The sequence below is a fragment of the Pseudomonas sp. stari2 genome (assembly GCF_040760005.1).
Lineage (GTDB): Bacteria > Pseudomonadota > Gammaproteobacteria > Pseudomonadales > Pseudomonadaceae > Aquipseudomonas.
In genome coordinates this window covers 471,974-496,896 of sequence record NZ_CP099760.1, presented here as the reverse complement: position 1 = coordinate 496,896, position 24,923 = coordinate 471,974, and the positions used below count along the sequence as shown (strand labels likewise).

The 24,923-nt window shown below is 61.1% G+C and carries 22 protein-coding genes; 16 read left to right on the top strand and 6 right to left on the bottom strand.

The genetic code is table 11. The annotated features are described in order from the left end of the window. Nucleotides 1–8: 8 nt before the first annotated feature. From tauB to tauD, 3 genes are read left to right on the top strand one after another with little or no spacing between them, the layout of a single operon-like run. Complete coding sequence (tauB, locus tag NH234_RS02190) at nt 9–803, top strand: taurine ABC transporter ATP-binding subunit (RefSeq protein ID WP_085733336.1); 795 nt, start codon at nt 9–11, stop codon at nt 801–803. Next, complete coding sequence (tauC, locus tag NH234_RS02185) at nt 800–1,639, top strand: taurine ABC transporter permease TauC (protein WP_085733337.1); 840 nt, start codon at nt 800–802, stop codon at nt 1,637–1,639. The genes tauB and tauC overlap by 4 nt, the downstream gene beginning before the upstream one ends. 57 nt (nt 1,640–1,696) lie before the next feature. Continuing rightward, nucleotides 1,697–2,539, top strand: coding sequence for a taurine dioxygenase (gene tauD, locus NH234_RS02180; protein WP_367255545.1), 843 nt, complete (start codon nt 1,697–1,699; stop codon nt 2,537–2,539). A 48-nt stretch (nt 2,540–2,587) separates the two neighbouring features. Here tauD and mgrA read toward each other — a convergent pair whose 3' ends face one another. Continuing rightward, nucleotides 2,588–3,625 (bottom strand): L-glyceraldehyde 3-phosphate reductase, encoded by a 1,038-nt coding sequence (gene mgrA, locus NH234_RS02175; protein WP_234206254.1) that lies wholly within the window; start codon nt 3,623–3,625, stop codon nt 2,588–2,590. Nucleotides 3,626–3,858: 233 nt separating this feature from the next. Between mgrA and NH234_RS02170 the strand changes: the two genes are divergently transcribed. Further along, nucleotides 3,859–4,119 carry a hypothetical protein gene (locus NH234_RS02170; RefSeq protein ID WP_085733343.1) on the top strand — a complete coding sequence of 87 codons (261 nt, stop codon included), beginning with the start codon at nt 3,859–3,861 and terminating at the stop codon, nt 4,117–4,119. Nucleotides 4,120–4,143: 24 nt separating this feature from the next. On the opposite strand, the gene betT is transcribed toward NH234_RS02170, so the two are convergent. Both betT and epsC read right to left on the bottom strand, forming a co-directional pair. Continuing rightward, entirely contained in the window at nt 4,144–6,105 is a 1,962-nt protein-coding gene (gene betT / locus NH234_RS02165; RefSeq protein WP_367257113.1) for a choline transporter BetT, read from the bottom strand. A gap of 288 nt (nt 6,106–6,393) precedes the next feature. Beyond that, nucleotides 6,394–7,320, bottom strand: coding sequence for a serine O-acetyltransferase EpsC (epsC, locus tag NH234_RS02160; protein WP_367255544.1), 927 nt, complete (start codon nt 7,318–7,320; stop codon nt 6,394–6,396). Nucleotides 7,321–7,510: 190 nt separating this feature from the next. Between epsC and NH234_RS02155 the strand changes: the two genes are divergently transcribed. The 12 genes from NH234_RS02155 to NH234_RS02100 all read left to right on the top strand — a co-directional run bounded on the left by NH234_RS02155 (nt 7,511) and on the right by NH234_RS02100 (nt 19,587). Next, nucleotides 7,511–8,503, top strand: a complete 993-nt coding sequence (locus NH234_RS02155; protein ID WP_367255543.1) for a D-cysteine desulfhydrase — start codon at nt 7,511–7,513, stop codon at nt 8,501–8,503. Between the two features lie 312 nt (nt 8,504–8,815). Continuing rightward, nucleotides 8,816–9,616 (top strand): cystine ABC transporter substrate-binding protein, encoded by an 801-nt coding sequence (gene tcyJ / locus NH234_RS02150; RefSeq protein WP_085733347.1) that lies wholly within the window; start codon nt 8,816–8,818, stop codon nt 9,614–9,616. Beyond that, complete coding sequence (tcyL, locus tag NH234_RS02145) at nt 9,616–10,281, top strand: cystine ABC transporter permease (protein ID WP_085733348.1); 666 nt, start codon at nt 9,616–9,618, stop codon at nt 10,279–10,281. Before tcyJ ends, tcyL begins: the two co-directional genes overlap by 1 nt. A 4-nt stretch (nt 10,282–10,285) precedes the next feature. Beyond that, nucleotides 10,286–11,035, top strand: a complete 750-nt coding sequence (gene tcyN / locus NH234_RS02140) for an L-cystine ABC transporter ATP-binding protein TcyN (RefSeq protein WP_367255542.1) — start codon at nt 10,286–10,288, stop codon at nt 11,033–11,035. Nucleotides 11,036–11,510: 475 nt separating this feature from the next. Beyond that, nucleotides 11,511–12,275, top strand: a complete 765-nt coding sequence (locus NH234_RS02135) for a hypothetical protein (RefSeq protein WP_367255541.1) — start codon at nt 11,511–11,513, stop codon at nt 12,273–12,275. A 209-nt stretch (nt 12,276–12,484) separates the two neighbouring features. Beyond that, entirely contained in the window at nt 12,485–13,726 is a 1,242-nt protein-coding gene (locus tag NH234_RS02130; protein ID WP_367255540.1) for an SfnB family sulfur acquisition oxidoreductase, read from the top strand. Nucleotides 13,727–13,764: 38 nt separating this feature from the next. Next, entirely contained in the window at nt 13,765–14,958 is a 1,194-nt protein-coding gene (locus NH234_RS02125) for an SfnB family sulfur acquisition oxidoreductase (protein WP_085733352.1), read from the top strand. Then, on the top strand, nt 14,958–16,328 hold the full coding sequence (locus tag NH234_RS02120) for an LLM class flavin-dependent oxidoreductase (RefSeq protein WP_367255539.1): 1,371 nt from the start codon (nt 14,958–14,960) through the stop codon (nt 16,326–16,328). Before NH234_RS02125 ends, NH234_RS02120 begins: the two co-directional genes overlap by 1 nt. Before the next feature lie 13 nt (nt 16,329–16,341). Continuing rightward, on the top strand, nt 16,342–17,151 hold the full coding sequence (locus NH234_RS02115; RefSeq protein WP_007952748.1) for a MetQ/NlpA family ABC transporter substrate-binding protein: 810 nt from the start codon (nt 16,342–16,344) through the stop codon (nt 17,149–17,151). A gap of 2 nt (nt 17,152–17,153) precedes the next feature. After that, nucleotides 17,154–18,278, top strand: a complete 1,125-nt coding sequence (locus NH234_RS02110; RefSeq protein ID WP_367255538.1) for a methionine ABC transporter ATP-binding protein — start codon at nt 17,154–17,156, stop codon at nt 18,276–18,278. Continuing rightward, nucleotides 18,268–18,912: a methionine ABC transporter permease gene (locus NH234_RS02105; protein WP_065261159.1), complete on the top strand. Its 645-nt coding sequence runs from the start codon at nt 18,268–18,270 to the stop codon at nt 18,910–18,912. The genes NH234_RS02110 and NH234_RS02105 overlap by 11 nt, the downstream gene beginning before the upstream one ends. Nucleotides 18,913–18,960: 48 nt before the next feature. Continuing rightward, on the top strand, nt 18,961–19,587 hold the full coding sequence (locus NH234_RS02100; protein ID WP_367255537.1) for a class I SAM-dependent methyltransferase: 627 nt from the start codon (nt 18,961–18,963) through the stop codon (nt 19,585–19,587). Between the two features lie 33 nt (nt 19,588–19,620). Here NH234_RS02100 and NH234_RS02095 read toward each other — a convergent pair whose 3' ends face one another. From NH234_RS02095 to NH234_RS02085, 3 genes are read right to left on the bottom strand one after another with little or no spacing between them, the layout of a single operon-like run. Beyond that, the gene (locus NH234_RS02095; protein WP_085733357.1) at nt 19,621–22,668 is read right to left on the bottom strand and encodes an efflux RND transporter permease subunit; all 3,048 of its coding nucleotides are present in this window, start codon (nt 22,666–22,668) and stop codon (nt 19,621–19,623) included. Next, nucleotides 22,665–23,729 (bottom strand): efflux RND transporter periplasmic adaptor subunit, encoded by a 1,065-nt coding sequence (locus NH234_RS02090; RefSeq protein WP_367255536.1) that lies wholly within the window; start codon nt 23,727–23,729, stop codon nt 22,665–22,667. The genes NH234_RS02095 and NH234_RS02090 overlap by 4 nt, the downstream gene beginning before the upstream one ends. Next, nucleotides 23,726–24,829 carry an efflux RND transporter periplasmic adaptor subunit gene (locus tag NH234_RS02085; protein ID WP_367255535.1) on the bottom strand — a complete coding sequence of 368 codons (1,104 nt, stop codon included), beginning with the start codon at nt 24,827–24,829 and terminating at the stop codon, nt 23,726–23,728. Before NH234_RS02085 ends, NH234_RS02090 begins: the two co-directional genes overlap by 4 nt. Between the last annotated feature and the right edge of the window lie 94 nt (nt 24,830–24,923).

Below are 24,923 nucleotides of genomic sequence, written 5' to 3'. Positions count from 1 at the left end.
TAATTGCGATGGCCTTGCTACAGCTGGAGCGCATCAGCGCACAGTATCCCGGCAGCCCTGAACCGGTACTGTCCGACATTTCCCTGACCCTCGGCCCTCAGCAATTGCTGGTGGCCCTCGGCCCGTCCGGCAGTGGCAAGACTTCGCTGTTGAACCTGATTGCCGGTTTCGTCGAACCGAGCGCCGGTCGTATCACCCTCGACAACGTGCCGGTCAAAGGCCCGAGCGCCGAGCGCGGCGTGGTGTTCCAGGACGACGCCCTGCTGCCCTGGCAGGACGTGCTGGCCAACGTTGCCTTCGGTCTCGAACTGGCCGGTGTGGCCAAGGACAAACGCGAACAGATCGCCCGGGAAATGCTCGCGCTGGTCGATCTTTCCGGGTTTGAAAAGCGTCGTATCTGGCAGCTTTCCGGTGGCCAGAAGCAACGTGTCGGCCTCGCTCGCGCCCTCGCGGCTGACCCGCGTGTGCTGCTGATGGACGAACCCTTCGGCGCCCTCGACGCCTTCACCCGCGAACAGATGCAGGAGCTGTTGCTGCAAGTCTGGCAACGCACCGCCAAACCGGTGTTCCTGATTACCCACGACATTGAAGAAGCGGTGTTCCTCGCCACTGACCTGATTCTGCTCGCGCCGAATCCTGGGCAGATCGTCGAGCGCCTGCACCTGGATTTCGGCAAGCGCTACGCCGCCGGCGAATCGGCGCGGGCGATCAAGTCCGATCCGCGCTTCATCGAAACCCGCGAACACGTGCTCGCCAAAGTGTTCTCGCAACGCAGCGCCGTTCAACGGCAGGAGCGCGCATGAGCAGTTACGACGTTTCCGCCACCGCAGTAAAACCTGCCGCCACCTCGGTGGTGATTCCCGTGCGCCGCAGCCTCAGTACCCGCTGGATCAGCCTGCTGACCCTGTTTGCGTTGCTGGTGATCTGGTGGGCCGTAACCGCCACCGGCGTCATCGAACCGCTGTTCCTGCCGCCACCTTCGGCCGTGTTGCAAAAAGGCTGGTTGCTGGCGACGTCGGGCTACATGGATTCGACGTTGTGGCAGCACTTGGGCGCGAGCCTGAGCCGCATCGGTCTGGGCCTCGGCTTTGCGATTCTGACCGCCGTGCCGGTGGGCATTGCCATCGGCGCCAACCGCATCGCCCGTGGCGTGCTCGATCCGCTGATCGAGTTCTACCGGCCGATTCCGCCACTCGCCTATCTGCCGCTGATCGTGATCTGGTGCGGCATCGGCGAGTTGTCAAAAGTGCTGCTGATCTACCTGGCGATTTTTGCCCCGATCGCGATTGCCACCGCCACCGGCGTGCGCACCGTCGACCCGGCCAAACTGCGCGCCGCGCAATCGCTTGGCGCCACCCGCGCACAACTGATCCGCCACGTGATTTTGCCAAGTGCCCTGCCGGACATTCTGACGGGTGTGCGCATTGGCCTCGGTGTCGGCTGGTCGACGCTGGTCGCCGCCGAACTGATCGCGGCCACCAGCGGCCTGGGCTTCATGGTGCAGTCGGCTGCGCAGTTCCTGGTCACCGATGTGGTGGTGCTGGGGATTCTGGTCATCGCCCTGATCGCCTTCGCGATGGAGATGGGCCTGCGCGCCCTGCAACGCAAACTGGTGCCGTGGCACGGCCAGGCCCACTGATTTTTCAGCACTGACTACCCCGACAGTTTCGGGGCCCCGGAATTGAAGAGAACCACCATGAGCAGCCTGAACATCACCCCGTTAAGCTCGGCCCTCGGCGCACAGATCAGCGGCGTCGACATCAGCCAGCCGCTGACCCTGGAACAGCGCGACGCCATTGAGCAGGCACTGCTCAAATACCAGGTGCTGTTCTTCCGCAATCAGCCGATCGAGCCTTCGCAACAGGCGCGCTTCGCGCACTATTTCGGCGATCTGCACATTCACCCGATCTACCCGAATGTGCCTGAACAACCGGAAGTGCTGATCCTCGACACCGCCGTCACCGACGTGCGCGACAACGCAATCTGGCACACCGACGTGACCTTCCTGCCGACCCCGGCCATGGGCGCGGTGCTCAGCGCCAAGCTGTTGCCGGAGTTTGGTGGCGACACGTTGTGGGCCAGCGGGATTGCAGCCTATGAAGCGCTGTCGGCGCCGATGAAGGCGATGCTCGAAGGGCTGACTGCGACTCACGATTTCACCCGCTCGTTTCCGCTGGAACGCTATGGCAACACGCCTGAGGCATTGGCGCAGTGGGAAGAGGCGCGGCGCAAGAATCCACCGCTGTCGCATCCGGTGATTCGTACGCACCCGGTGAGCGGACGCCGTTCGCTGTTCGTCAACGAAGGCTTCACATCGAAGATCAATGAGTTGTCGGAAACCGAGAGTGAAGCGGTGCTGAAGTTTCTGTTCGCCCACGCGACGCGGCCGGAATTCACCATTCGCTGGCGTTGGCAGAAGGATGACATCGCGTTCTGGGACAACCGCGTGACGCAGCATTACGCGGTGGATGATTACCGCCCGGCGCGGCGGGTGATGCAGCGGGCGACGGTGTTGGGGGATGTGCCGTTTTTTCGTTGAGCCTTTTTGATCGTTCCCACGCTCCGCGTGGGAACGATCAGCGTTCTGTTATTCCGCCGTCGAAGGCTTTTCCCAAAGATTGATCCCACCTTCCTGGGCAAACCGGTCAATCTCCGCCAACTCCTGCGCACTGAAACTCAGATTTTTCAACGCCCCGACGTTCTCGACAATCTGCTCCGGCCGGCTCGCGCCGATCAGCGCCGAGGTCACTCGCGGATCCCGCAGCGTCCACGCCAATGCCAGTTGCGCCAGGCTCTGGCCACGACGCTTGGCGATTTCATTCAATGCCCGCACGTGAGCGATGTTGGCCTCGGACAAGTGCGAAGCCTGCAACGAACCACCGCCCGGACGATTGACCCGCGCATCCGCCGGCACGCCGTTGAGGTATTTGTCGGTCAGCAGACCCTGCGCCAGCGGGGTGAATGCAATCACGCCGGTGCCGAGCTCGTCGGTGGTGTCGAGCAGGTCCTTTTCCACCCAGCGATTGAGCAGGTTGTAGGCCGGCTGATGAATCAACAACGGCACCTTCCACTCTTTGAGCAGCGCGGCGATTTCGCGGGTTTTCACCCCGGAGTACGACGAAATACCGATGTACAAAGCCTTGCCCTGCTGTACCGCAGTGGCGAGGGCGCTGGCGGTTTCTTCCAGCGGGGTGTCCGGGTCGAAGCGGTGCGAATAGAAGATATCCACATAGTCCAGACCGAGGCGTTGCAGGCTCTGGTCGAGGCTCGCCAGCACGTATTTACGCGAACCGCCGCCCTGGCCGTAAGGGCCGGGCCACATGTCCCAACCGGCCTTGCTGGAGATGATCAGCTCATCGCGATACTGCTTGAAGTCTTCGCGCAGCAGGCGACCGAAATTGGTCTCGGCGCTGCCGTAGGGCGGGCCGTAGTTGTTGGCCAGGTCGAAGTGGTTGATCCCCAGGTCGAACGCAGTGCGCAGCAACGCGCGCTGGGTGTCGATCGGCGTGCTGTCGCCGAAGTTGTGCCACAGGCCCAGGGACAGCGCCGGCAGCACCAGACCGCTGCGTCCGACGCGGCGGTAAGGGATGGAGTCATAGCGGTTTTCGGCAGCGGTGTAAGTCATCGAATCCTCTCTTGTCGGTCTTGAACGGGTATCGACTTTCACAGGCCGCCCAGCATACGCCGTGTGGAACACCGATAGACCCGTGATACGACCAATTGCTGAAACGTTTCAAAAAAATCTGCCCATCGTCGATGCAGCCCCGAAGGCTGGCGAGAGAAAGGATTGAAGGCTGACCTATGCTCAACAGATGCAAAGTCACTCTTTCATCCCCCAACCTTCAGGCGAAACCCACCATGCACACCGCAATCATCATCTTCTTCGGCCTGATCCTGCTGGCGCTGATGTTCTATATCGGCGAGCGCATCGGCTTCAGCCGGCAGACGCTGGCCTATGGCTTCGCGGCGTTGTGGCTGGCGTTGACGGTGATCAATGGTGCGGTCGGCGTGGTGCACACCGGGCAGCCGCTGGGGTCGGAGATTGCCATCGGCAGTGCCGTGTTCGGCGTGCCGATTGCGGCGATGGTGCTGTTCATGGTGCTGAGCGCCGAGACCTGAATCCGTCCCGGCGCCCTGCTTCGATCAACGCACCAGATGCAGGAACTGCATGTGCCGTTCGTACTGATCGAGGATGTCGTTGATGATCTGCTCTTTGGTGTAACCGACCAGATCGTAGTCCTGACTGCCCTCGCTCAGATGCACTTCGGCGCGATAGTAGCGGCGGTTGTTGAGCTGCTTGGAGCCCATGCCGCCATGGGCGAACGATGGCGTGAAGTAACCGCGCATCTGCACCTGATAGATGAACGGGTGCAGCTCGCCATGACCGATTTCCAGGCTGACGCTGTCATGAGCCGGATCGGGTTGCGTAACGACATTCAGCCCCTTCTCGACGAACACCGCCGTCACTTCTTCGATGGCCGGTTTCACCGTGGTGTCCATGAAGCGGTACACCTCGTCCCGCGACGGGAAGTGCACGGCCTGGCTCAGGCGCTGACGCCAGCCGCCCTTGCCGCGTCGTGAGCCGGAGACCGGCGCCAGCGAATGCAGTTGCGCGATCTGCTTCTGCGACTCCAGATAGAAGGCTTTGTGCAGGCCCCACATCATCAGCAGCAAAATCAGCGAGAACGGCAGCGAGGTCAGCACCACCGCTGATTTCAATGCATCGATGCTGCCGGAGAACAGCAGCGCACTGGTGATCAGCGCGGTCATCGCGCCCCAGAACACCCGCAGCCATTTCGGCCCGTCTTCATCCGGGTTGCCGCCCTTGGCCGACAGGGTCGAGAGCACCACGGTGCCGGAGTCGGCAGAGGTGACGAAGAACACGAAGCTGATGAACACCGTCACCGCGATGACGGTCTTGCTCCACGGATAGGTTTCCAGCAGCAGGTAAAGGGTCATCGACGGGTTGTCGAGAGCCGACATGCCCAGTGCCGACATGCCGTGGTTGAGCACCTGATCGATGGCGCTGTTGCCGAAGATCGACATCCACGCCAGGGTGAAACCGAGCGGAATCAGCAGCACGCCGAAGACGAATTCGCGGATGGTCCGGCCACGGGAAATCCGTGCGATGAACAGGCCCACGAACGGCGACCATGCAATCCACCAGGCCCAGTAGAACACCGTCCAGCCGCCGAGCCAGTCGCTCGGTTTGTCGTAGGCGTAGAGGTCGAAACTCTTCATCGGCAACGCGCCGAGGTAGTCGCCGAGGTTCTGGATCAGCGTGTTGAGCAGATGCTGTGTGGGGCCGGCGAACAACACGAACAGCAGCAGCGCACAGGCCAGCAGCATGTTGATGTCGGACATGACCCGCACGCCTTTATCCACGCCGGAGACGGCCACGATGATCGCCGCGCCCATCATCAACGTGATCAGGCCGACCTGAATCCACTGGGTATGGGCGATGCCGAACAGGTAGTCCAGACCGGAGTTGAGATGGAGGACGCCGAAGCCCATGTCCGCACCGAGGCCGAACACCGTGGCGATGATGCCGAAGCCGTCCACCGCGTAACCGATGGGGCCATTGATGCGCTTGCCGATCAGCGGGTACAGCGCCGAACGCAGGGCCAGCGGCAGGTTGTGCCGGTAGGCGAAATACGCCAGCGCCATGCCGACGAACGCGAACACGCCCCAGCCGTGCAGGCCCCAGTGCAGAAACAGGATCTGCATCGCCTGACGCGCCGCCTCCGCCGTACCGGCCTCGCCTTGTGGTGGCTGGAGCATGTGGGTCAGCGGTTCGGACACACAGAAGAAAAACAGCGTGATGCTGATCCCGGCGGCGAACAGCATGCCGGCCCAGGACAGGTAACTGAATTCGGGTTCGTCGTGGTCGGCACCGAGTTTGATCTTGCCGTAGCCCGATAACGCGGTGACCACCACGAAGACCAGATACAGGGTCATCGCGAGCATGTAGTACCAGCCGACCGTGTTGGCCGCCCAGTTTTGCGCCTCGAGAAGCCAGGCGCCGGCCTGTTCCGGCATGGCGATGACCGTCAGGCCGAACAGCAGGATCACCGTCGCGGCGAACCAGAACACCGGCGGATTCATCCGTACCAGACCGCTGGCGGGGGTAGACGATGCACTCATGAACGGTGCACCTCAAGGGGGTGGAAAATGGCTGAAATGATCGGACTCAGCAAAGGCAAGCCTCCTGTTGTGAGCGGGCAGCGAACCGCCGGTTTAACTTGAATGAACGTTCAAGTTAAACATGGATAGCACGCTCAGGACTAATCGCAGGGCTCAGCGGTAAGTTTCGTACGCTGGCTCAGGGAGGGGTATGACGCTGTGGCGAGGGCATTCGTTCCCGTCTTGCGCGGGAACGAACGGACAGGAAAATTACTTCTGCGTCCCGTCATCATGTTGCAGATTGGCCTGGGTCAGGTTGCACCCGGCCGGCACGCTGCGGGTCAGCCACACGTTGCCGCCGATGGTCGACCCCTTGCCGATGGTGATCCGCCCGAGAATCGTCGCCCCGGCGTAAATCACCACGTCGTCCTCGACGATCGGATGGCGTGGATGGCCCTTCTGCAACTGGCCGTCCTCGTCCGCCGGGAAGCGTTTGGCGCCCAAGGTCACCGCCTGATAGATCCTGACGCGCTCACCGATGATGGCGGTCTCGCCGATCACCACGCCAGTGCCGTGGTCGATGAAGAAACTGCGGCCGATCTGCGCGCCCGGATGGATATCGATACCGGTCGCCGAGTGGGCGATTTCCGAACTGATCCGCGCCAGCAGCGGCAGGCCTGCGCGATACAAATGGTGCGCGAGACGATGGTGGATCACCGCCAGAATCCCCGGATAGCACAGCAGCACTTCATCGACGCTGCGCGCCGCCGGGTCGCCGTGATACGCGGCCAGCACGTCGGTGTCGAGCAGACTGCGCAGGCCTGGCAGCGCCAACGCGAAATCCTGAATGATCCTGATGGCTTGCGCCTCGACTTCGCTGTCATCCCGGGCGCTGTGGCGGGCGACGTAACGCAGTTCCAGTCGTGCCTGGGCCAGCAGCGCATTCAAGGCGACGTCGAGGGTGTGGCCGACGTAAAAGTCCTCGCTCTCTTCACGCAGATCCACCGGCCCCAGTCGCATCGGAAACAGTGCGCCGCATAGCGCTTCCAGGATCTGCGCCATCGCATCACGGGACGGCAATTCGCGCCCGCCCTGCTCGCCGGACGCACGGCCATTTTGCGCACGCCACTGATCCCGCGCGGTACGCAGTTGGCTGACGATGGTCTGCAATTGCCAATGGCTGGAACGCTCGTTCACGGTAAAGACTCCTCACGGGCGGCCGGACTGTCTGGCCGCGTCAACGGCGACTACTTTACGGCAACGCCACCGGGGCGAATTAAGAACCGATAGTGCTGGCTTAAGCACATTTGGCTATAAGCGATTGACGGTTGCCCCGGTAAATCGGCGTGCCTATAGTCCTGACATCTCCTTGCATCAGTACGGACTCATGATCAAACAACAGCTGGACCGCTTTAACCGCCTCGACCTGCTCGGCCAACCGACTCCACTGGAAAAACTCGAACGCCTGTCCACCTGGCTTGGCCGCGACATTTACATCAAGCGCGATGACCTGACGCCGCTGGCCATGGGCGGCAACAAGCTGCGCAAGCTCGAATACCTCGCCGCCGATGCCCTGGCACAAGGCGCCGATACCCTGATTACCGCCGGCGCACTGCAATCGAACCATGTGCGCCAGACCGCCGCGCTGGCCGCGAAACTCGGCCTGGGTTGCGTGGCGCTGCTGGAAAATCCGCTGGGCACCGACGACAGCAACTACACCGGCAACGGCAACCGCCTGCTGCTGGATCTGTTCGACACCAAGGTCGAACTGGTCGACAACCTCGACAACGCCGACGAACAACTGGCCGCCCTCGCCGTGCGCTTGCGCAGCAACGGCAAGAAGCCTTATCTGGTGCCGATTGGTGGCTCCAACGCCATTGGCGCACTGGGTTATGTACGGGCCGGCCTGGAACTGGCGCAGCAGATCGAGGATACCGGCCTGCAATTTTCCGCCGTGGTCCTGGCTTCGGGCAGCGCCGGCACGCACAGCGGCCTGGCACTGGCCTTGAGCGAAGCGCTGCCGCAACTGACGGTGATCGGCGTGACCGTCTCGCGCAGCGAAGAAGATCAGCGCCCGAAAGTGCAGGGCCTGGCCGAGCGTACTGCCGATCTGTTGGGTGTGGCATTACCGGAGACTTTCAAAGTCGAGCTGTGGGACGAGTACTTCGGCCCGCGCTACGGCGAGCCGAATGCCGGAACGCTGGCCGCAGTGAAACTGTTGGCCAGCCAGGATGCCGTGCTGCTCGATCCGGTCTACACCGGCAAGGCCATGGCCGGGTTGCTCGACGGCATCGGTCGCGGGCGTTTCGATGACGGTCCGATCATCTTCCTGCACACCGGCGGCGCTCCGGCGTTGTTCGCATACAAGGACTTTCTGTAGTTCGAAGCGCGTACCGAAGCGCTCATTCCCACGCTCTGCGTGGGAATGCAGCCCGGGACGCTCCGCGTCCCCTTTGAAAGGGGAACGCGGAGCCAGGGAGTACTAGGAAAACAACAACAAATATTCCGCAAAAGAATAACAAATGGAAAATTCATTATTTTCCATTCTAAAAGAGCCGTCATATAGTCTCGCCGCAGGCGAATTTCGCGAGAGACGCATAAGCTGCTTTAAGGCAGGATAGCGCTGTCGTTCAACTCCCGGATTCGCCAACTTTCCTTAAGCGTCTTCCATAAGAAAACACAGGGGCTTGTCATGATTCTTTCCGCACTACGTCGAAATCTGCTGGTAGGTTCGCTGGGCCTGGCACTGAGCGCCGGTCTGATCAGCAGCGCCGTTGCCGGTGAGCAACTGCAACAGATCAAGGACAAAGGCGTTATCAACGTCGGCCTGGAAGGCACTTACCCACCGTTCAGCTTCGTTGACGAGAACGGCAAACTGTCCGGGTTCGAAGTCGAGCTGTCCGAAGCCCTGGCCAAGAAGCTGGGCGTCAAGGCCAAGATCCAGCCAACCAAGTGGGACGGCATCCTCGCCGCGCTGGAATCCAAACGTCTGGACGTTGTAGTCAACCAGGTGACCATCTCCGACGAGCGCAAGAAGAAGTATGACTTCTCCGAGCCTTACACCATCTCCGGGATTCAGGCGCTGGTGCTGAAGGACAAGGAAGCTGCGCTGAACATCAAGACCGCCGCCGACCTGTCCGGCAAGAAAGTCGGCGTGGGCCTGGGCACCAACTACGAACAATGGGTTCGCGCCAATGTGCCGGGTGCTGACGTGCGCACCTATGACGATGATCCGACCAAGTTCGCCGACCTGAACAACGGCCGTACCGACGCGATTCTGATCGACCGTCTGGCCGCACTTGAATACGCCAAGAAAGCTCCGAAAACCGTAGCGGCCGGTCAGGCATTCTCCCGTCAGGAGTCCGGTATCGCCCTGCGCAAAGGCGAGCCTGAGCTGCTGGCAGCCGTGAACAAGGCCCTCGACGAGCTGCGTGCCGACGGGACTCTGGCCAAGATCTCGGAAAAGTACTTCCAAGCTGACGTCACTAAATAATGGAAGCAGCTTTCCAACTCGCACTGGACTCCGCGCCCTTTCTGCTCAAGGGCGCGTACTACACGGTAGTCCTCAGCCTCGGCGGCATGTTCTTTGGCCTGCTGCTGGGCTTTGGCCTGGCGTTGATGCGCCTGTCGCGTTTCAAATCGGTCAGCTGGCTGGCCCGCATCTACGTGTCGTTCTTTCGCGGCACGCCGTTGCTGGTGCAACTGTTCGTGATCTATTACGGCTTGCCGCAAATGGGTCTGGAACTCGATCCGCTGCCGGCGGCCCTGATCGGCTTCTCGCTGAACATGGCTGCCTACGCCTGTGAAATCCTGCGCTCCGCGATCGGTTCGATCGAGCGCGGCCAGTGGGAAGCAGCTGCGAGTATCGGCATGACCCGCGCGCAGACCCTGCGCCGGGCCATCCTGCCGCAAGCGATGCGCACAGCCTTGCCGCCGCTGGGCAACAGCTTCATTTCACTGGTCAAGGACACCGCACTGGCCGCCACCATTCAGGTCCCGGAGCTGTTCCGTCAGGCGCAGCTGATTACTGCCCGGACTTTCGAAGTCTTCACCATGTATCTTGCCGCCGCGCTGATCTACTGGATTCTGGCCACGGTGCTTTCGCACTTCCAGAACAAGTTGGAAGAGCGGGTCAATCGGCACGACCAGGAGTCCTGACCCCATGATTGTCGTGGAAAAACTGACAAAGCAGTTCAAGGGTCAAGTCGTGCTCAACGGCATCGATCTTGAAGTAAAAGAAGGCGAGGTCGTGGCAATCATCGGCCCCAGCGGCTCGGGAAAAACGACGTTCCTGCGCTGCCTGAACTTCCTCGAACAACCCACCAGCGGCCGGATCAAGGTCGGCGATATCGAGATCGATACCAGTCGCCCGCTGAACCAGCAGCAAAGCCTGGTGCGCAATCTGCGCCAGCACGTGGGCTTCGTGTTCCAGAACTTCAACCTGTTCCCCCACCGTACCGCCCTGGAAAACGTCATCGAAGGCCCGATCGTGGTCAAGAAGATGCCGCGCGACGCAGCTATTGCCCTGGGCAAGAAACTGCTGGCCAAGGTCGGCCTGGCGGGCAAGGAAGACGCCTATCCACGGCGCCTGTCCGGTGGTCAGCAACAGCGCGTGGCGATTGCCCGGGCGCTGGCGATGGAGCCCGAAGTGATCCTGTTCGACGAGCCGACATCGGCCCTCGATCCGGAACTGGTCGGCGAAGTACTGGCGACCATCCGCGGCCTGGCTGAAGAAAAACGCACCATGGTTATCGTGACTCACGAAATGGCGTTCGCCCGTGACGTGGCCAACCGCGTAGTGTTTTTCGACAAGGGCGTGATCGTCGAACAAGGCGAAGCCAAAGCGCTGTTTGCCAATCCGAAAGAAGAGCGTACACGACAGTTTCTCAGCAAGTTTCGCAACAACGGCTGACAACTTCGCAAGTGCTATCACTCACTTCCACGGATGGAAGTAGTGTCTTTCCAAAAGTACAACTTCCCTTCCAGACACTAACAATCAAGCGCCTCAAAATGCAGTACATATATATGTCCTGCAACACGTTCGCTGCGCGTAAAATTCGCCGTGCCTTGATTTTCCGCTTAGGCATAACACACAGCAAAACAGGCTAAAGACCGCAGCAACCTGTAGCTTTCTTCTTCACAATGCCTAGGCTGACGGCCGCGACAATGTAGGAACCTTCTGATTAATCCGTAATTCACGAGTTAACTAATTTCACTCGCTTGACACCTCTCCCGGCTAACTCTTATCTAGTCAACGACCGGCGCACGCTAGTCCAACAAGACACTTTAAAACTTGTACGAAACGCCAAAGTTTTATTGCCTGTTAATTCACGCCATTCGTTCTTTCGAAAACGGACTTCGCTGCAAGGCTTCAAGGAGAGAAACCGATGACCTGCATTTCAAACACCCCGCTGCTGGCACCACCGACCCTGGAAAAATCCCACGGGGCCGGTATCAACCTCATGGCGGCCGCCAACCTGTCGGTCGACATCGAGCCTTGGCACGACATGGACGGCGGCGACCTGATCGAGCTGTTCTGGGATGGCTGCTACGTCGCTTCCCGCGTGCTGAATGCCGGGGATGTCGGAAACACGGTCAGCCTGCGGGTACCGGAAAGCTTCATCATCAGCGGTTCGCCGCGTGTGCATTACCGGGTGATGCAGGTCGGAAGAAACCCGGCGCTGTCGGCCAGCGCCCGGTTTCAGGTCAAACTCGACTGCCCGGGCGGGCAATTCGCGGCAGACTGTTCGGAGGAAAACCAGTACCTGCTGCCGGTCAGTCTTCCCGAGGTCATTCGCCGACGCGGGGTCAACCCGAACCAGATCAAACGCGGCGTCCCGCTGACCATCGAGCCTTACCTGAACATGGCCGAGGGTGACGAAATCACCCTGCGCTGGGGCGACGTGCGCATGGATCTGCCACGTATTGCCCAATCCGACGTCGGTCACGGCATTCAGGTCTGGGTACCCCCGGCGATCATCGTCGAAGCTGGCGAAGACCTGCGGCTGGACGTGAGCTATTGCATCATCGACCGGGTCGGCAACAACTCGCGTTGGGCGACGTCACAGACGCTGAAAATCGGTTGCGTGAATCCTTATCTGAAAGTGCCCTTGAAACAGATTCCCATGGCCGCGGAGCGCAAGGCCGAGTGAGCTTTTGATCTTCTATACATATTCCTAAAAGTTAGTTTATTTAATATTTATACACGCTTAGGGTATATGAACCGGACCACCGGACATTCTTTCGTTCGCCGCACTTTTGCGGCGTTTTTCATGAGATGTGAGGTAGGTAACATGGTCCGGAACACAATCACCCCAGTGCAATTCGCCAGGGCATTGCGTGCAGCCAAGGAGTGGCACTGATGTCCAGTCTGGCAGACGCAAACGTCCAGAGTGACCTGGACGTCGCCCCGTTGTTGTTGCCCGCGCAAGTGCTGCGCAACGACGCCCAAGCCATCAAGGCAGCACATGAACTGGCGCAAGTCGCCCGCGTGCAGGCCGCCAAACGCGACCGCCAGCGCAAGCTGCCGTGGGCGGAAATCGAACAGTTCACCCGCAGCGGCCTGGGCAGCATCGCCATCCCGCGCGAGTTCGGCGGTCCGCAGGTTTCCTTCGTCACGTTGGCCGAGGTGTTCGCGATCATTTCCGCGGCCGACCCGGCGCTGGGACAAATCCCGCAGAACCAGTTCGGGATCATCAACCTGATCCTCGGCAGCGCCACCGAAGAGCAGAAACAGCAGTTGCTGAAGAGCGTGCTCGAAGGCTGGCGCATCGGTAACGCCGGGCCTGAGCGCGGCACCAAGGACACGCTGGAACTGAAAGCGCGCATCACCGCCGACGGCGATGACTACGTGATCAATGGCCAGAAGTTCTACTCCACTGGCGCCCTCTTCGCCCACTGGGTAGCGGTCAAGGCGCTCAACGACGATGGCAAGCAAGTACTGGCCTTCGTCCGTCGCGGTACGCCGGGCCTGCGCATCGTCGATGACTGGTCGGGATTCGGCCAGCGCACCACCGCCAGCGGCACGATTCTTTTGCACAACGTGCGGGTCGATGCAGGCCTCGTGGTGGATAACTGGAAGATCAACGAAAAGCCCAACACCCAGGGTGCGGTTTCGCAGCTGATTCAAGCGGCCATCGACGCCGGCATCGCCCGTGGCGCCATTGATGACGCCATCGAATTCGTCAAGACCCGCGCCCGGCCATGGATTGACGCCAAGGTCGAGCGCGCCAGCGACGATCTCTACGTGATCGCCGACATCGGCAAACTGAAAATCGAACTGCACGCCGCCGAGGCGCTGCTGCGCAAGGCCGGGCAAGTGCTGGATCAGGTGCATGCCGCGCCGCTGACCGCCGAGTCCGCCGCCCGTGCCTCGATTGCCGTGGCCGAAGCCAAGGTGCTGACCACCGAGATCTCACTGCTGGCCAGCGAAAAGCTCTTCGAGCTGGCCGGCAGCCGCGCCACCCTCGCCGAATTCAACCTCGACCGTCACTGGCGCAACGCCCGGGTACACACCCTGCACGACCCGGTGCGCTGGAAGTACCACGCAGTCGGCGCCTGGCGCCTGAACGGAAAACTTCCGGCTCGCCATTCCTGGATCTGACGACCAGAACACTTTTGACCAGATCTCTGGAGAAACACATGACTCTTTCCCATCCCGTCGCGGTCATCACCAGCGACGAGCAAGCCCTGATCGTCGCCAGCGACCTGGCTGAAGACTTCCAGCGCGACAGCAACCTGCGCGACCGCGAACGCCGCCTGCCGCTGCCGGAACTCGACGTGTTTTCCCGCTCCGGCCTGTGGGGCATCAGCGTGCCCAAGGAGTACGGTGGCGCCGGCGTGTCCAACGTGACCCTGGCCAAAGTCATCGCCCTGATTGCCCAGGCCGATGGCTCGCTGGGGCAGATTCCGCAGAACCATTTCTATGCCCTCGAAGTACTGCGGGTGAACGGAAGCCACGAGCAGAAACAACGCCTGTACGCCGAAGTCCTCGCTGGTCAGCGCTTCGGCAATGCCCTGGCGGAACTGGGCACCAAGACTGCCCACGACCGGGTTACCAGCCTGAAACGCGACGGCAGCGGTTATCGCATCAATGGTCGCAAGTTCTATGCGACCGGCGCCATTTACGCCCAGCGCATCCCGACCTCGGTGGTCGATGAAAACGGTGTGCAGCAACTGGCCTTCGTCCCGCGCGACAGCAAAGGCCTGACCGTGATCGACGACTGGAGCGGCTTCGGCCAGCGCACTACCGGCAGCGGTTCGGTGGTGTTCGAAGACGTGTATGTGGCGGCCGAAGATGTCATTCCTTTCCAGAGCGCTTTCGAGCGCCCGACTCCGGTCGGCCCGCTGGCGCAGATCCTTCACGCCGCCATCGATACCGGCATCGCCCGCGCCGCCTACGAAGATGCGCTGCACTTCGTGCGCAGCAAGACCCGGCCATGGATCGACTCGGGTAACGACAAAGCCACCGAAGACCCACTGACCCTCAAGAGTTTCGGCCATCTGAGCATTCGTCTGCACGCCACCGAGGCCTTGCTCGAACGCGCCGGCGAATACCTCGATGCAGCGCAGACCGAGACCAACGCCGAGACGGTTGCAGCAGCCTCGATTGCCGTCGCCGAAGCACGGGCGATCAGCACCGAAATTTCTCTGGCCGCCGGCAGCACCCTGTTCGAACTGGCCGGCAGCCAGGCCACCCTGATCGAACACGGCCTCGACCGCCACTGGCGCAACGCCCGGGTGCACACCCTGCACGACCCGGTACGCTGGAAATATCACGCGGTGGGCAATTACTACCTCAACGATGAAAACCCTCCGCTGCGAGGGACCATCTGATGAGCGCTGCGAAAAAGAAGATCCTGCTCAATGCGTTCAACATGAACTGCATCGGCCATATAAACCACGGATTGTGGACCCATCCACGCGACACCTCGACCCAATACAAGACCATTGAATACTGGACCGAACTGGCGCAGTTGCTGGAGCGCGGGCTGTTCGACGGACTGTTCATCGCCGACATCGTCGGCGTGTACGACGTCTATCAGAACTCGGTGGACGTCACCCTGAAAGAGTCGATCCAGCTGCCGGTCAACGATCCGCTGCTGCTGGTATCGGCCATGTCCGCCGTGACCAAAAACCTGGGTTTCGGCCTGACCGCCAACCTCACCTACGAGCCGCCGTATCTGTTCGCCCGGCGCATGTCGACCCTCGATCACCTGAGCCGTGGGCGGGTGGGCTGGAACATCGTCACCGGTTATCTGGACAGCGCCGCCAAAGCCATGGGCCTGAGCGAGCAGGTCGAACATGACCGGCGTTACGACCAGGCCGACGAGTACCTCGAAGTGCTCTACAAACTCTGGGAAGGCAGCTGGGAGAACGGTGCGGTGCTCCACGACCCAAAGCAGCGGATCTACGCGCAGCCGGACAAGGTGCACAAGGTCGAGCACAAGGGCGAGTTCTATCAGGTCGAGGGTTATCACCTGTGCGAACCTTCGCCGCAGCGCACGCCGGTACTGTTCCAGGCCGGCAGTTCGGATCGCGGTCTGCTGTTTGCCGGGCGCCATGCCGAGTGCGTGTTTATCAGCGGTCAGAACAAGCCATCAACCAAAGTGCAGGTGGACAAGGTCCGCGCCAGCGCCGTCGAAGCGGGTCGCAACCCTGAGGACATCAAAGTGTTCATGGGCCTCAACGTGATCGTCGGCGAGACCGAAGAAGCGGCCTGGGCCAAGCATGCCGAATACCTCAGCTACGCCAGTGCCGAAGCAGGTGTGGCGCATTTTTCAGCCTCCACCGGCATCGACTTTTCTCAGTACGAAATCGACGAACCGATCCAGTACGTGAAGAGCAACGCGATCCAGTCCGCCACCAAAAACCTGCAGAACAACGACTGGACCCGGCGCAAATTGCTCGACCAGCACGCCCTTGGCGGGCGCTACATCACCGTGGTCGGCTCGCCGCAGCAAGTGGCAGATGAACTGGAATCGTGGATCGCCGAAACCGGCCTCGACGGCTTCAACCTGACCCGCATCGTCACCCCGGAAAGCTATGTGGATTTCATCGATCTGGTGATTCCGGAACTGCAACGACGCGGCTCGTACAAGACCGCGTACGACACCGGCAGCCTGCGGGAAAAACTGTTTCATGGCGAAGCGCATCTGCCGCAGCAACACACCGGCGCCCACTACCGACACACCTCCTCGCACTGACTGGAAAACCACCATGACCAAGAAGCTCCTGTCCCACCCAGTCAAAGCACTGGCCCTGGCCTTCGGCCTGTTCAGCTCGGCGGTTTTCGCCGCCGACGCGCCGTTGAAAATCGGCACCACCGCAGCCTTCGCGATTCCGCTGGAAGCCGCCGTCGAAGAGGCCTCCAAGCAAGGCCTGAAAGTCGAACTGGTGGAGTTCACTGACTGGATCGCCCCTAACGTCAGCCTCGCTGCCGGTGACATCGACGTGAACTACTTCCAGCACATCCCGTTCCTGGAAAATGCCAAGGCCGCCTCCGGTTTCGACCTGGTGCCGTTCGCCCCGGGGATCATCAACAACGTCGGCCTGTACTCGAAGAAATACAAAAGCTTCGACGAGTTGCCTGAAGGCGCCAGCGTCGCCATCGCCAATGACCCGATCAACAGCGGACGCGGTCTGCAACTGCTCGCCAAGGCCGGTCTGATCACCCTCAAACCGGGCGTCGGCTACAAGGCCACCGAGGACGACATCGTCGCCAACCCGAAAAAGATCAAGATCCTCCAGGTCGAAGCCGTGCAACTGGTGCGCGCCTACGACGACGCCGATCTGGTCCAGGGCTACCCGGCCTACATCCGTCTGGCGAAGACGTTCGATGCCGGCTCTGCGCTGCTGTTCGACGGCCTCGATCACAAAGAATACGTGATCCAGTTCGTGATCCAGCCGAAGAGCAAAACCGACCCGCGCCTGATCAAGTTCGTCGACATCTACCAGCATTCGCCGGCCGTTCGCGCCGCGCTGGATAAGGCCCACGGCAAGCTGTACCAGGCCGGTTGGGAAAGCTGAGGATGACCGCGGCCATTCAACGGCGACTGGATCTTCCAGAGCCACCCGCGTTTGCGGAACGCACTGAACTGCATCCCGAACTGAACCGCGCCCACGTGCGCTTCATCGGGCTCGGTAAAACCTACGACGGCAAACAAGGCCCGGTCGCAGCCCTGCAGGGCATCGACCTGGCGATCCAGCGCGGTGAAGTGTTCGGCATCATCGGCCGCAGCGGCGCCGGCAAGTCGTCGCTGATCCGCACCATCAATCGCCTCGAACAACCGACCTCGGGCCGGGTGCTGATCGATCAGGTGGACATCGGCGAGTACGACGAGGATCGCCTCGTCGCCCTGCGTCGGCGGATCGGCATGATCTTCCAGCACTTCAACCTGATGTCGGCAAAAACGGTGTGGCAGAACGTCGAATTGCCGCTGAAAGTCGCCGGTGTTCCGAAGGAACAGCGGGACAAGAAGGTTCGCGAACTGCTGGAACTGGTGGGCCTGCAGGCCAAGCACAAGGCCTATCCGGCGCAATTGTCCGGCGGGCAGAAACAGCGCGTCGGCATCGCCCGCGCGCTGGTGCACGACCCGGACATTCTGCTGTGTGACGAAGCCACTTCGGCGCTGGATCCGGAAACCACCCAGTCGATCCTCGGTCTGCTGCGCGAGATCAACAAACGCCTGGGCCTGACCATCGTGCTGATCACTCATGAGATGGCCGTGATCCGCGAGATCTGCGACCGCGTCGTCGTGCTGGAACATGGTCGCATCGTCGAGCAGGGCCCGGTCTGGGAAGTGTTCGGCAACCCGCAACACGAGGTCAGCCAGACCTTGCTCGCACCGCTGCAACACGCCTTGCCTGAAGAGTTGCAAAGCCGTTTGCAGGCGCAACCGTCGTCATCCGACGCGTCCGTGGTGCTGCGTTTGCAGTTCACCGGCAGCCAGCAGGACGAGCCGGATCTGGCCGCACTGTTCGCTGACCTCGGTGGCCGAGTGAAATTGCTCCAGGGCGGCGTGGAACGGATTCAGGGCCACGCGCTCGGGCAACTGTTGCTTGCGGTGGCAGGCTCGAAACTGAACGCCGAGGAATTGCGTCAGCGTACCAGCCAATGGGCGCAACACACGGAGGTGCTGGGTTATGTGGTTTGATCGCTTGCTGCAGGGTTTCATCGACACGTTTCTGATGGTCGGCGTGTCGTCGCTGATTGCATTGCTCGCCGGGATTCCGATGGCGGTGATTCTGGTCACCAGCGACAAGGGTGGTATCTACGAAGCCCCGGTGCTCAATCGCGCGCTGGGGGCGTTCGTGAACCTGTTTCGCTCGATTCCGTTTCTGATCCTGATGGTCGCGCTGATTCCGTTCACCCGGCTGATCGTCGGCACCACCTACGGTGTGTGGGCGGCAGTCGTACCCCTGACAATTGCAGCCACGCCGTTTTTTGCGCGAATCGCCGAAGTGAGCCTGCGCGAAGTCGACCACGGCTTGATCGAAGCCGCGCAAGCCATGGGCTGCCGGCGCTGGCATATCGTCTGGCACGTGTTGTTGCCCGAAGCGCTGCCGGGCATCGTTGGCGGGTTCACCATTACGCTGGTGACGATGATCAACTCATCGGCGATGGCCGGAGCGATTGGCGCCGGCGGTCTGGGCGACATTGCCTATCGCTACGGCTATCAGCGCTTCGACAGCCAGATCATGCTGACCGTGATCGTGCTCCTGGTGGCGCTGGTGGCGGTGATTCAACTGGGCGGCGACCGTCTGGCGCGAGGGTTGAACAAGCGCTGAATTGCATGGCGTATAGTCGGCAACATCCTTTGCCAGCGCAGTGCGACCATGAAACAGACCCCAACCGATCTGGAACAGATCACCTCCACTACCCTCGGCCACTACAACGCGGTGGCTGAGGATTTTCGTGAAGGCACCCGCGACCATGATGTCAGTCAGAACATCGACGCCCTGCTGCGGCATATTCAGGCTGAAGCGCCGTTTTCCATTCTCGACTTCGGCTGCGGGCCGGGCCGGGACTTGCAGACCTTCACACGGATGGGTCACATCGCCGTCGGCCTCGACGGTGCAGAAAAATTCGCGCAGATGGCTCGGGAGGACAGTGGCTGTGAGGTGTGGTGCCAGGACTTCCTGAAGCTGGATCTGCCGGCAGAACACTTCGACGGGATCTTCGCCAACGCGGTGCTGTTTCATGTACCGTTGCAGGAATTGCCACGGGTTCTGCAGCAGTTACGCGGGACACTCAAGCCGGGTGGCGTGCTGTTCAGTTCCAATCCACGCGGGGACAACCGTGAAGGCTGGAACGGGCCGCGTTATGGCTCGTACCACGATCTGGAAGCCTGGCGCGGGTTACTGACTGCCGCTGGATTCGTGGAACTTGAGCATTACTACCGGCCTGCGGGGCTGCCGCGGGAGCAGCAGCCGTGGCTGGCGAGTGTCTGGCGCAAGATCTGACTCCCCTCACCCAAGGGTGAGGGAGCTTTTGATCTAGTTTTTCTTCGGCTCGCGAATCTTGTACCAGGCCACATACAGCGCTGGCAGGAACAGCAGCGTCAGCAGTGTCGCCACCACAATCCCGCCGATCATCGCGTAGGCCATCGGCCCCCAGAACACTTCCCGGGCAATCGGGATCATGCCCATGCTCGCCGCCGCTGCGGTGAGCAGGATCGGCCGACGTCGGTGCTCGGTCGCCTCCACCACCGCATCCCAGGGCGAGTAGCCCTTGTGCTCGAACTCCTCGATCTGCGTCACGAGGATCACCGAGTTGCGGATGATGATGCCGATCAGCGCCAGAATCCCGAGGATCGCCACGAAGCCCATCGGCGTACCGGTCGGCACCAACGCCAGCACCACGCCGATCAGCCCCAGCGGCGCAACGCTGGCCACCAGGAACAGCTTCTGTACGCTGTGCAGCTGGATCATCAGGAAAGTCGCCATCAGGAACAGCATTAGCGGCAACACCTTGGCAATCGGCCCCTGGGCCTTGCCGCTTTCCTCGACCGTACCGCCGGTGGCGACCTTGTAGCCCACCGGCAGTTTGGCGGCGAAGTCATCGATGGTCGGCTTGAGGACTTTCACCAGATCGGTCGGCTGAATTTCATCGCGCACCGAAGCCTTGATGGTGATGGTCGGCAAACGGTCGCGACGCCACACCAGCGGCTGCTCCAGTTCATAACGCACGGTTGCGAAGGCCAGTAGCGGAATCGAAGTGCCGTTGGGCGTAACGATCTGCAGGTTCTGCAGGGTTTCCGGTGTACCGCGTTCGGAATCCACCGCCCGCCCGACCACATTGACCAGGTAGATATCGTCATCGACCTGGGTCAGCGGCGAGCCACTGACAATGCTGTTCATCAGGTTGGCCACATCCTCCGAAGACAGTCCGAGCTGGCGCGCCTTGTCCTGGGCGATATCGATACGCAGGACTTTTCCGGGTTCGTTCCAGTCGTAAATGATCTCGCCGATGTGCGGACTCTTGTCCAGTTCGGTGGCCAGACCGATGGCGTGCTTGCGCACCTGGTCAATGTCTTTGCCACTGACTCGATACTGGATCGGCCGACCGACCGGCGGGCCCATTTCCAGCGCCTGCACATAACTGCCGATACCGACAAAATCCTTGCGCAGGCGATCACGCAGGCGCTGGCTCAAGGCTTCGCGGGCCTTGAAGTCTTTGCTGACGATCACCAGTTGCGCGTAGTACGGGTTCTGCAATTGCTGGTCGAGTGGCAGGTAGAAACGGATCGCACCCTGACCGATGTAGGTGCTCCAGCGCACGATGTCCGGGTCGCCCTTGAGCGTGGCTTCGAGCTTGTCGACCGCCTTGCGGGTTTCATCGATCGAGGCGTTTTGCGGCAGGTTGAGGTCGACCAGGATTTCCGGGCGATCTGAAGACGGGAAGAACTGATTCTGCACAAAGCGCATGCAGAACACCGCCAGCACGAAGCACAGCACGGTGATGCCGATGCACCACCAGCGGTTGCGCATCGACCACAACAAACCGTGATTGAAGGCTCGCCCGATGCGCCCCGGCTCGGCTTCGTGGGGCTTCACATCGGTGCTGAGAATGTGCACGCCGATCACCGGGGCGAACAGCACCGCGACGATCCATGACACCAGCATCGCCACCGCGATCACCGCAAACAGGGTAAAGGTGTACTCACCCGCCGAGCTGGCGTTCAGACCGATCGGCACGAAACCGGCCACGGTCACCAGCGTACCGGTGAGCATCGGAAACGCCGTGGAGGTGTAGGCAAATGTCGCCGCCTGCTCCTTGGTCTCGCCCATCTCCAGGCGCGTGACCATCATCTCCACGGTGATCATCGCGTCGTCCACCAACAGACCCAGGGCGATGATCAAGGCACCGAGAGAAATCCGCTGCATGGTGATGCCGCTGTATTCCATGAACACGAACACCATCGCCAGCACCAGCGGAATCGAACACGCCACCACCAGCCCGGCGCGCACGCCGAGGCTGATGAAACTCACCACCAGCACGATGACTACGGCTTCGAACAGCGCACTGGTGAAACCGCCGACGGCCTCTTCCACCACCACTGCCTGATCGGAGACGGTATGTACGCCGACGCCTACCGGCAGGTCGGCGGTGAGTTGGTCGATACGTGCGTGCAGGGCTTTACCGAATGCCTGGACGTTGCCGCCCTTCTGCATGGCAATCGCCAGGCCGATGGCGGGTTTGCCGTCGAAGCGGAACTCCGGTGACGCCGGGTCGACATACCCACGGCTGATTTCAGCGATATCGGCCAGACGATAGAAACGGTCATTGAGTTTGAGATTGACCTCAGCGAGGTCCTTTTCCGAGGCAAACTGCCCGGAGGTCCTCACCGAAATCCGCTCGGGCCCGGCCTCGATCACACCTGCCGGGGTCACCGCGTTCTGCGATTGCAGGCTCTGCACCACCTGACGCTGATCGATGCCCAGCGCCGCGAGTTTGCGGGTCGAGAAGTTCAGATAGATCACTTCATCCTGCTGGCCGACCATCTCGATCTTGCCCAGCCCCGGCACGTTGCGAATCTCGGCCCGCGCCTGCTCCACATAATCGCGCAGTTGCCGCATCGTCAGGCCGTCGGCGGTGAACGCGTAGACCGAGCCGAACACGTCACCGAACTCATCGTTGAATCCCGGCCCCTGAATTCCCTGGGGAAACTGGCCGCGAATATCGTTGATCTTCTTGCGCACCTGATACCAGATTTCCGGGATGTCCTTGGCGCTGGTGGTGTCGCGCAGGTACACGTAGACCGTTGACTCGCCGGGGCGCGTATAGCTTTTCACGTAATCGAGGGAGTCGAGTTCTTCGAGTTTTTTCTCGATACGGTCGGTGACCTGCTTGAGGGTTTCTTCCTGGGTTGCGCCCGGCCATTTGGTCTGGATCACCATAGTCTTGATGGTGAACGACGGGTCTTCTTCACGTCCCAGATTGAAGTAGGAAAACACGCCCATCAGCAATGCAACGAACATCAGGTACCAGACGAACGACTGATGCTTGAGGGCCCATTCGGAGAGATTGAAAGACCCTTTCATTGACTGTCCTCGTCGAGTTTCACGGCTTGCCCTGGCTTGAGACTGTTGACGCCGGCGCTTACCACACGCTCGCCGGACTTGACCCCGCCGGCCAGTATCACGGTGCTGTCGGTACGGCTGGTCACGCTGACGTCACGGGGGGCGACGGTTTTGCTTTGCGGGTCGATCACCCAGATCTGGGTTTTGCCGTCGGCTTCTTGCAGGGCTGTCGCGGGCAATTCGATTCGCGGCTTGATAGCTGAACTGAGGGTCACGCTGATTGCCGTACCGAGGCGGAATCCAGGTGGTGTGCTGGCCAGGGTTAACCGAGCACGACGGGTGCGGGTGGCGCTTTGCGCCTGCGGTTCGATTTCACGGATGACGGCGGTGGTGTTGATGCTCGGATCGAGTTGCGCGGCCACCAGAAACACCACATCGCTGGGGATCTGGTCGACCAGCGTGTCCGGCAGATCGATCACCGCTTCCTTGATGTCCGGTTGCGCCAGCGTCACCACTTGTTGACCGGCCGTCACTACTTGTCCGGCCTCGGCGTTCCACGCGGTGACCACGGCTTTGTGGTCGGAGCGCAGTTCGGTGTAGCCGAGCTGATCCTTGCTCTGGTTGACCGCCGCCCGCGCCTGGTCGAGGGATGCCTGGGTGGTTTTCAAATCGGTGGTGGCGATGTCCAGTTGCGCCTGAGCGCCGACCCCGCGATCAAATAGCGCCTGCTGACGCCGGGCGTTGGCCTGGGCGTTGATCAGTTGCGCCTCGACTTTCGCCAGATCACCCTGAGCCGAACGTAACTGGTTCTGCTGGTCAGACGGGTCGAGGGTGGCGAGCAAAGTACCCTTCTCCACCTCGGCGCCGACATCGACGTTACGACTGGCAATACGCCCGCCAACACGGAAACCGGTGTTGCTCTCATAGCGCGCCTGAATGCTGCCGGCGAAACGACCGAGGTTTTCTTCGTTCAGTACTTCGACCTTGATCGACAACACCGGCCGCACCGGTTCGGGCGGTGGCTCGCTCTTGGAACAGGCAACCAGCAGCAGCCCGATGGACATCAACCACAAAGGCTTCATGGCTGTGCTCCCGGTTGCAGTTCCTTGTAGGTGTTCTCGGCGATCTCGACTTTCATGCCCGGATGCAGCAGTTGCCCGCCGGCAATGATCACTTTCTCTCCGCCCGTAAGCCCGGCGCTGATGATCACGTGACCGGTCAGGTAACGGCCGACAGTGACGTTGTGCAGTTGCGCCTCGCCCTTGTCGTCCACCATCCACACAGCGGGTTCACTGATGTTTTTGGTCAGGGCCGACCACGGCAATTCCACCGCCGATTTACCGCTGCCCTTGGCGGTGGCGCTGACCACCGAACCGAGCTGCATACCTTGCGGCAGGCTGTCGAGGGTGACTTTGACCTGCACCGTACCGGACTGCGCCGACACCGCCGGGGTGATTTCACGCACGGTGCCGGTGGTTTTGATCTGTGGGTTATCGAGCAGACTGACGACAATCGAACGTTCGGCCGGGCGCTCGGCCAGCAGCGATTCGTAAACATTGAACACCGCGTCGCGGTCGCCGTCCCGGGCCAGCGTGAAAATCGGTGCGGTGGCCTGAACCACCTGGCCGACTTCGGCCTGACGCTCAGTGATGATGCCTGGCGCATCGGCGATCAGCGCGGTGTAACTGAGTTGATCCTTGGCGTTGGCCAACTGTGCCTGGGCCGCGCTCAAGGCACTCTGGCTGCTGCGCAATGCGGCCTGCGCGGAATCGTATTCGCTCTGGCTGGTGTAACCCTTGGGCAACAGTTTCTGCTGGCGGACGAACGCGGCGGCGCTCTGTTTGACCCGCGCCTGCTCGGCCAACACCTGGGCCTGAGCGGAGTCGACGTTGGTCTGCAAATCTTTGGGATCAAGTTTGGCAAGCACTTGCTTGGCCGAGACACGGTCACCGACATCGACCATGCGCTGGATAATCTTGCCGCCGACCCGGAATGACAATTCGGTCTGCACCCTGGCCTGAACATCGCCGGTGAGGGTCACGGATGCCGCGAAGTCCGCGGGTTTGACCTCTTGCACAAAGACCCGTGGCAGGTATTCCTGGGGCGGCTTCTTTTCGCTGCAGGCCGCGAGCAAAGCAAGCAGGCTCAGCATGACCGCTGTTTTCAATCCGGGACTCGCCATGCAGACTCCTTCCTGTGTACGAACGTGCAAGTGACGATACGACTGTGAGCTTAGAACAGGGTTCAACCTTCGTCCGGGCGATCTATGCAATTCT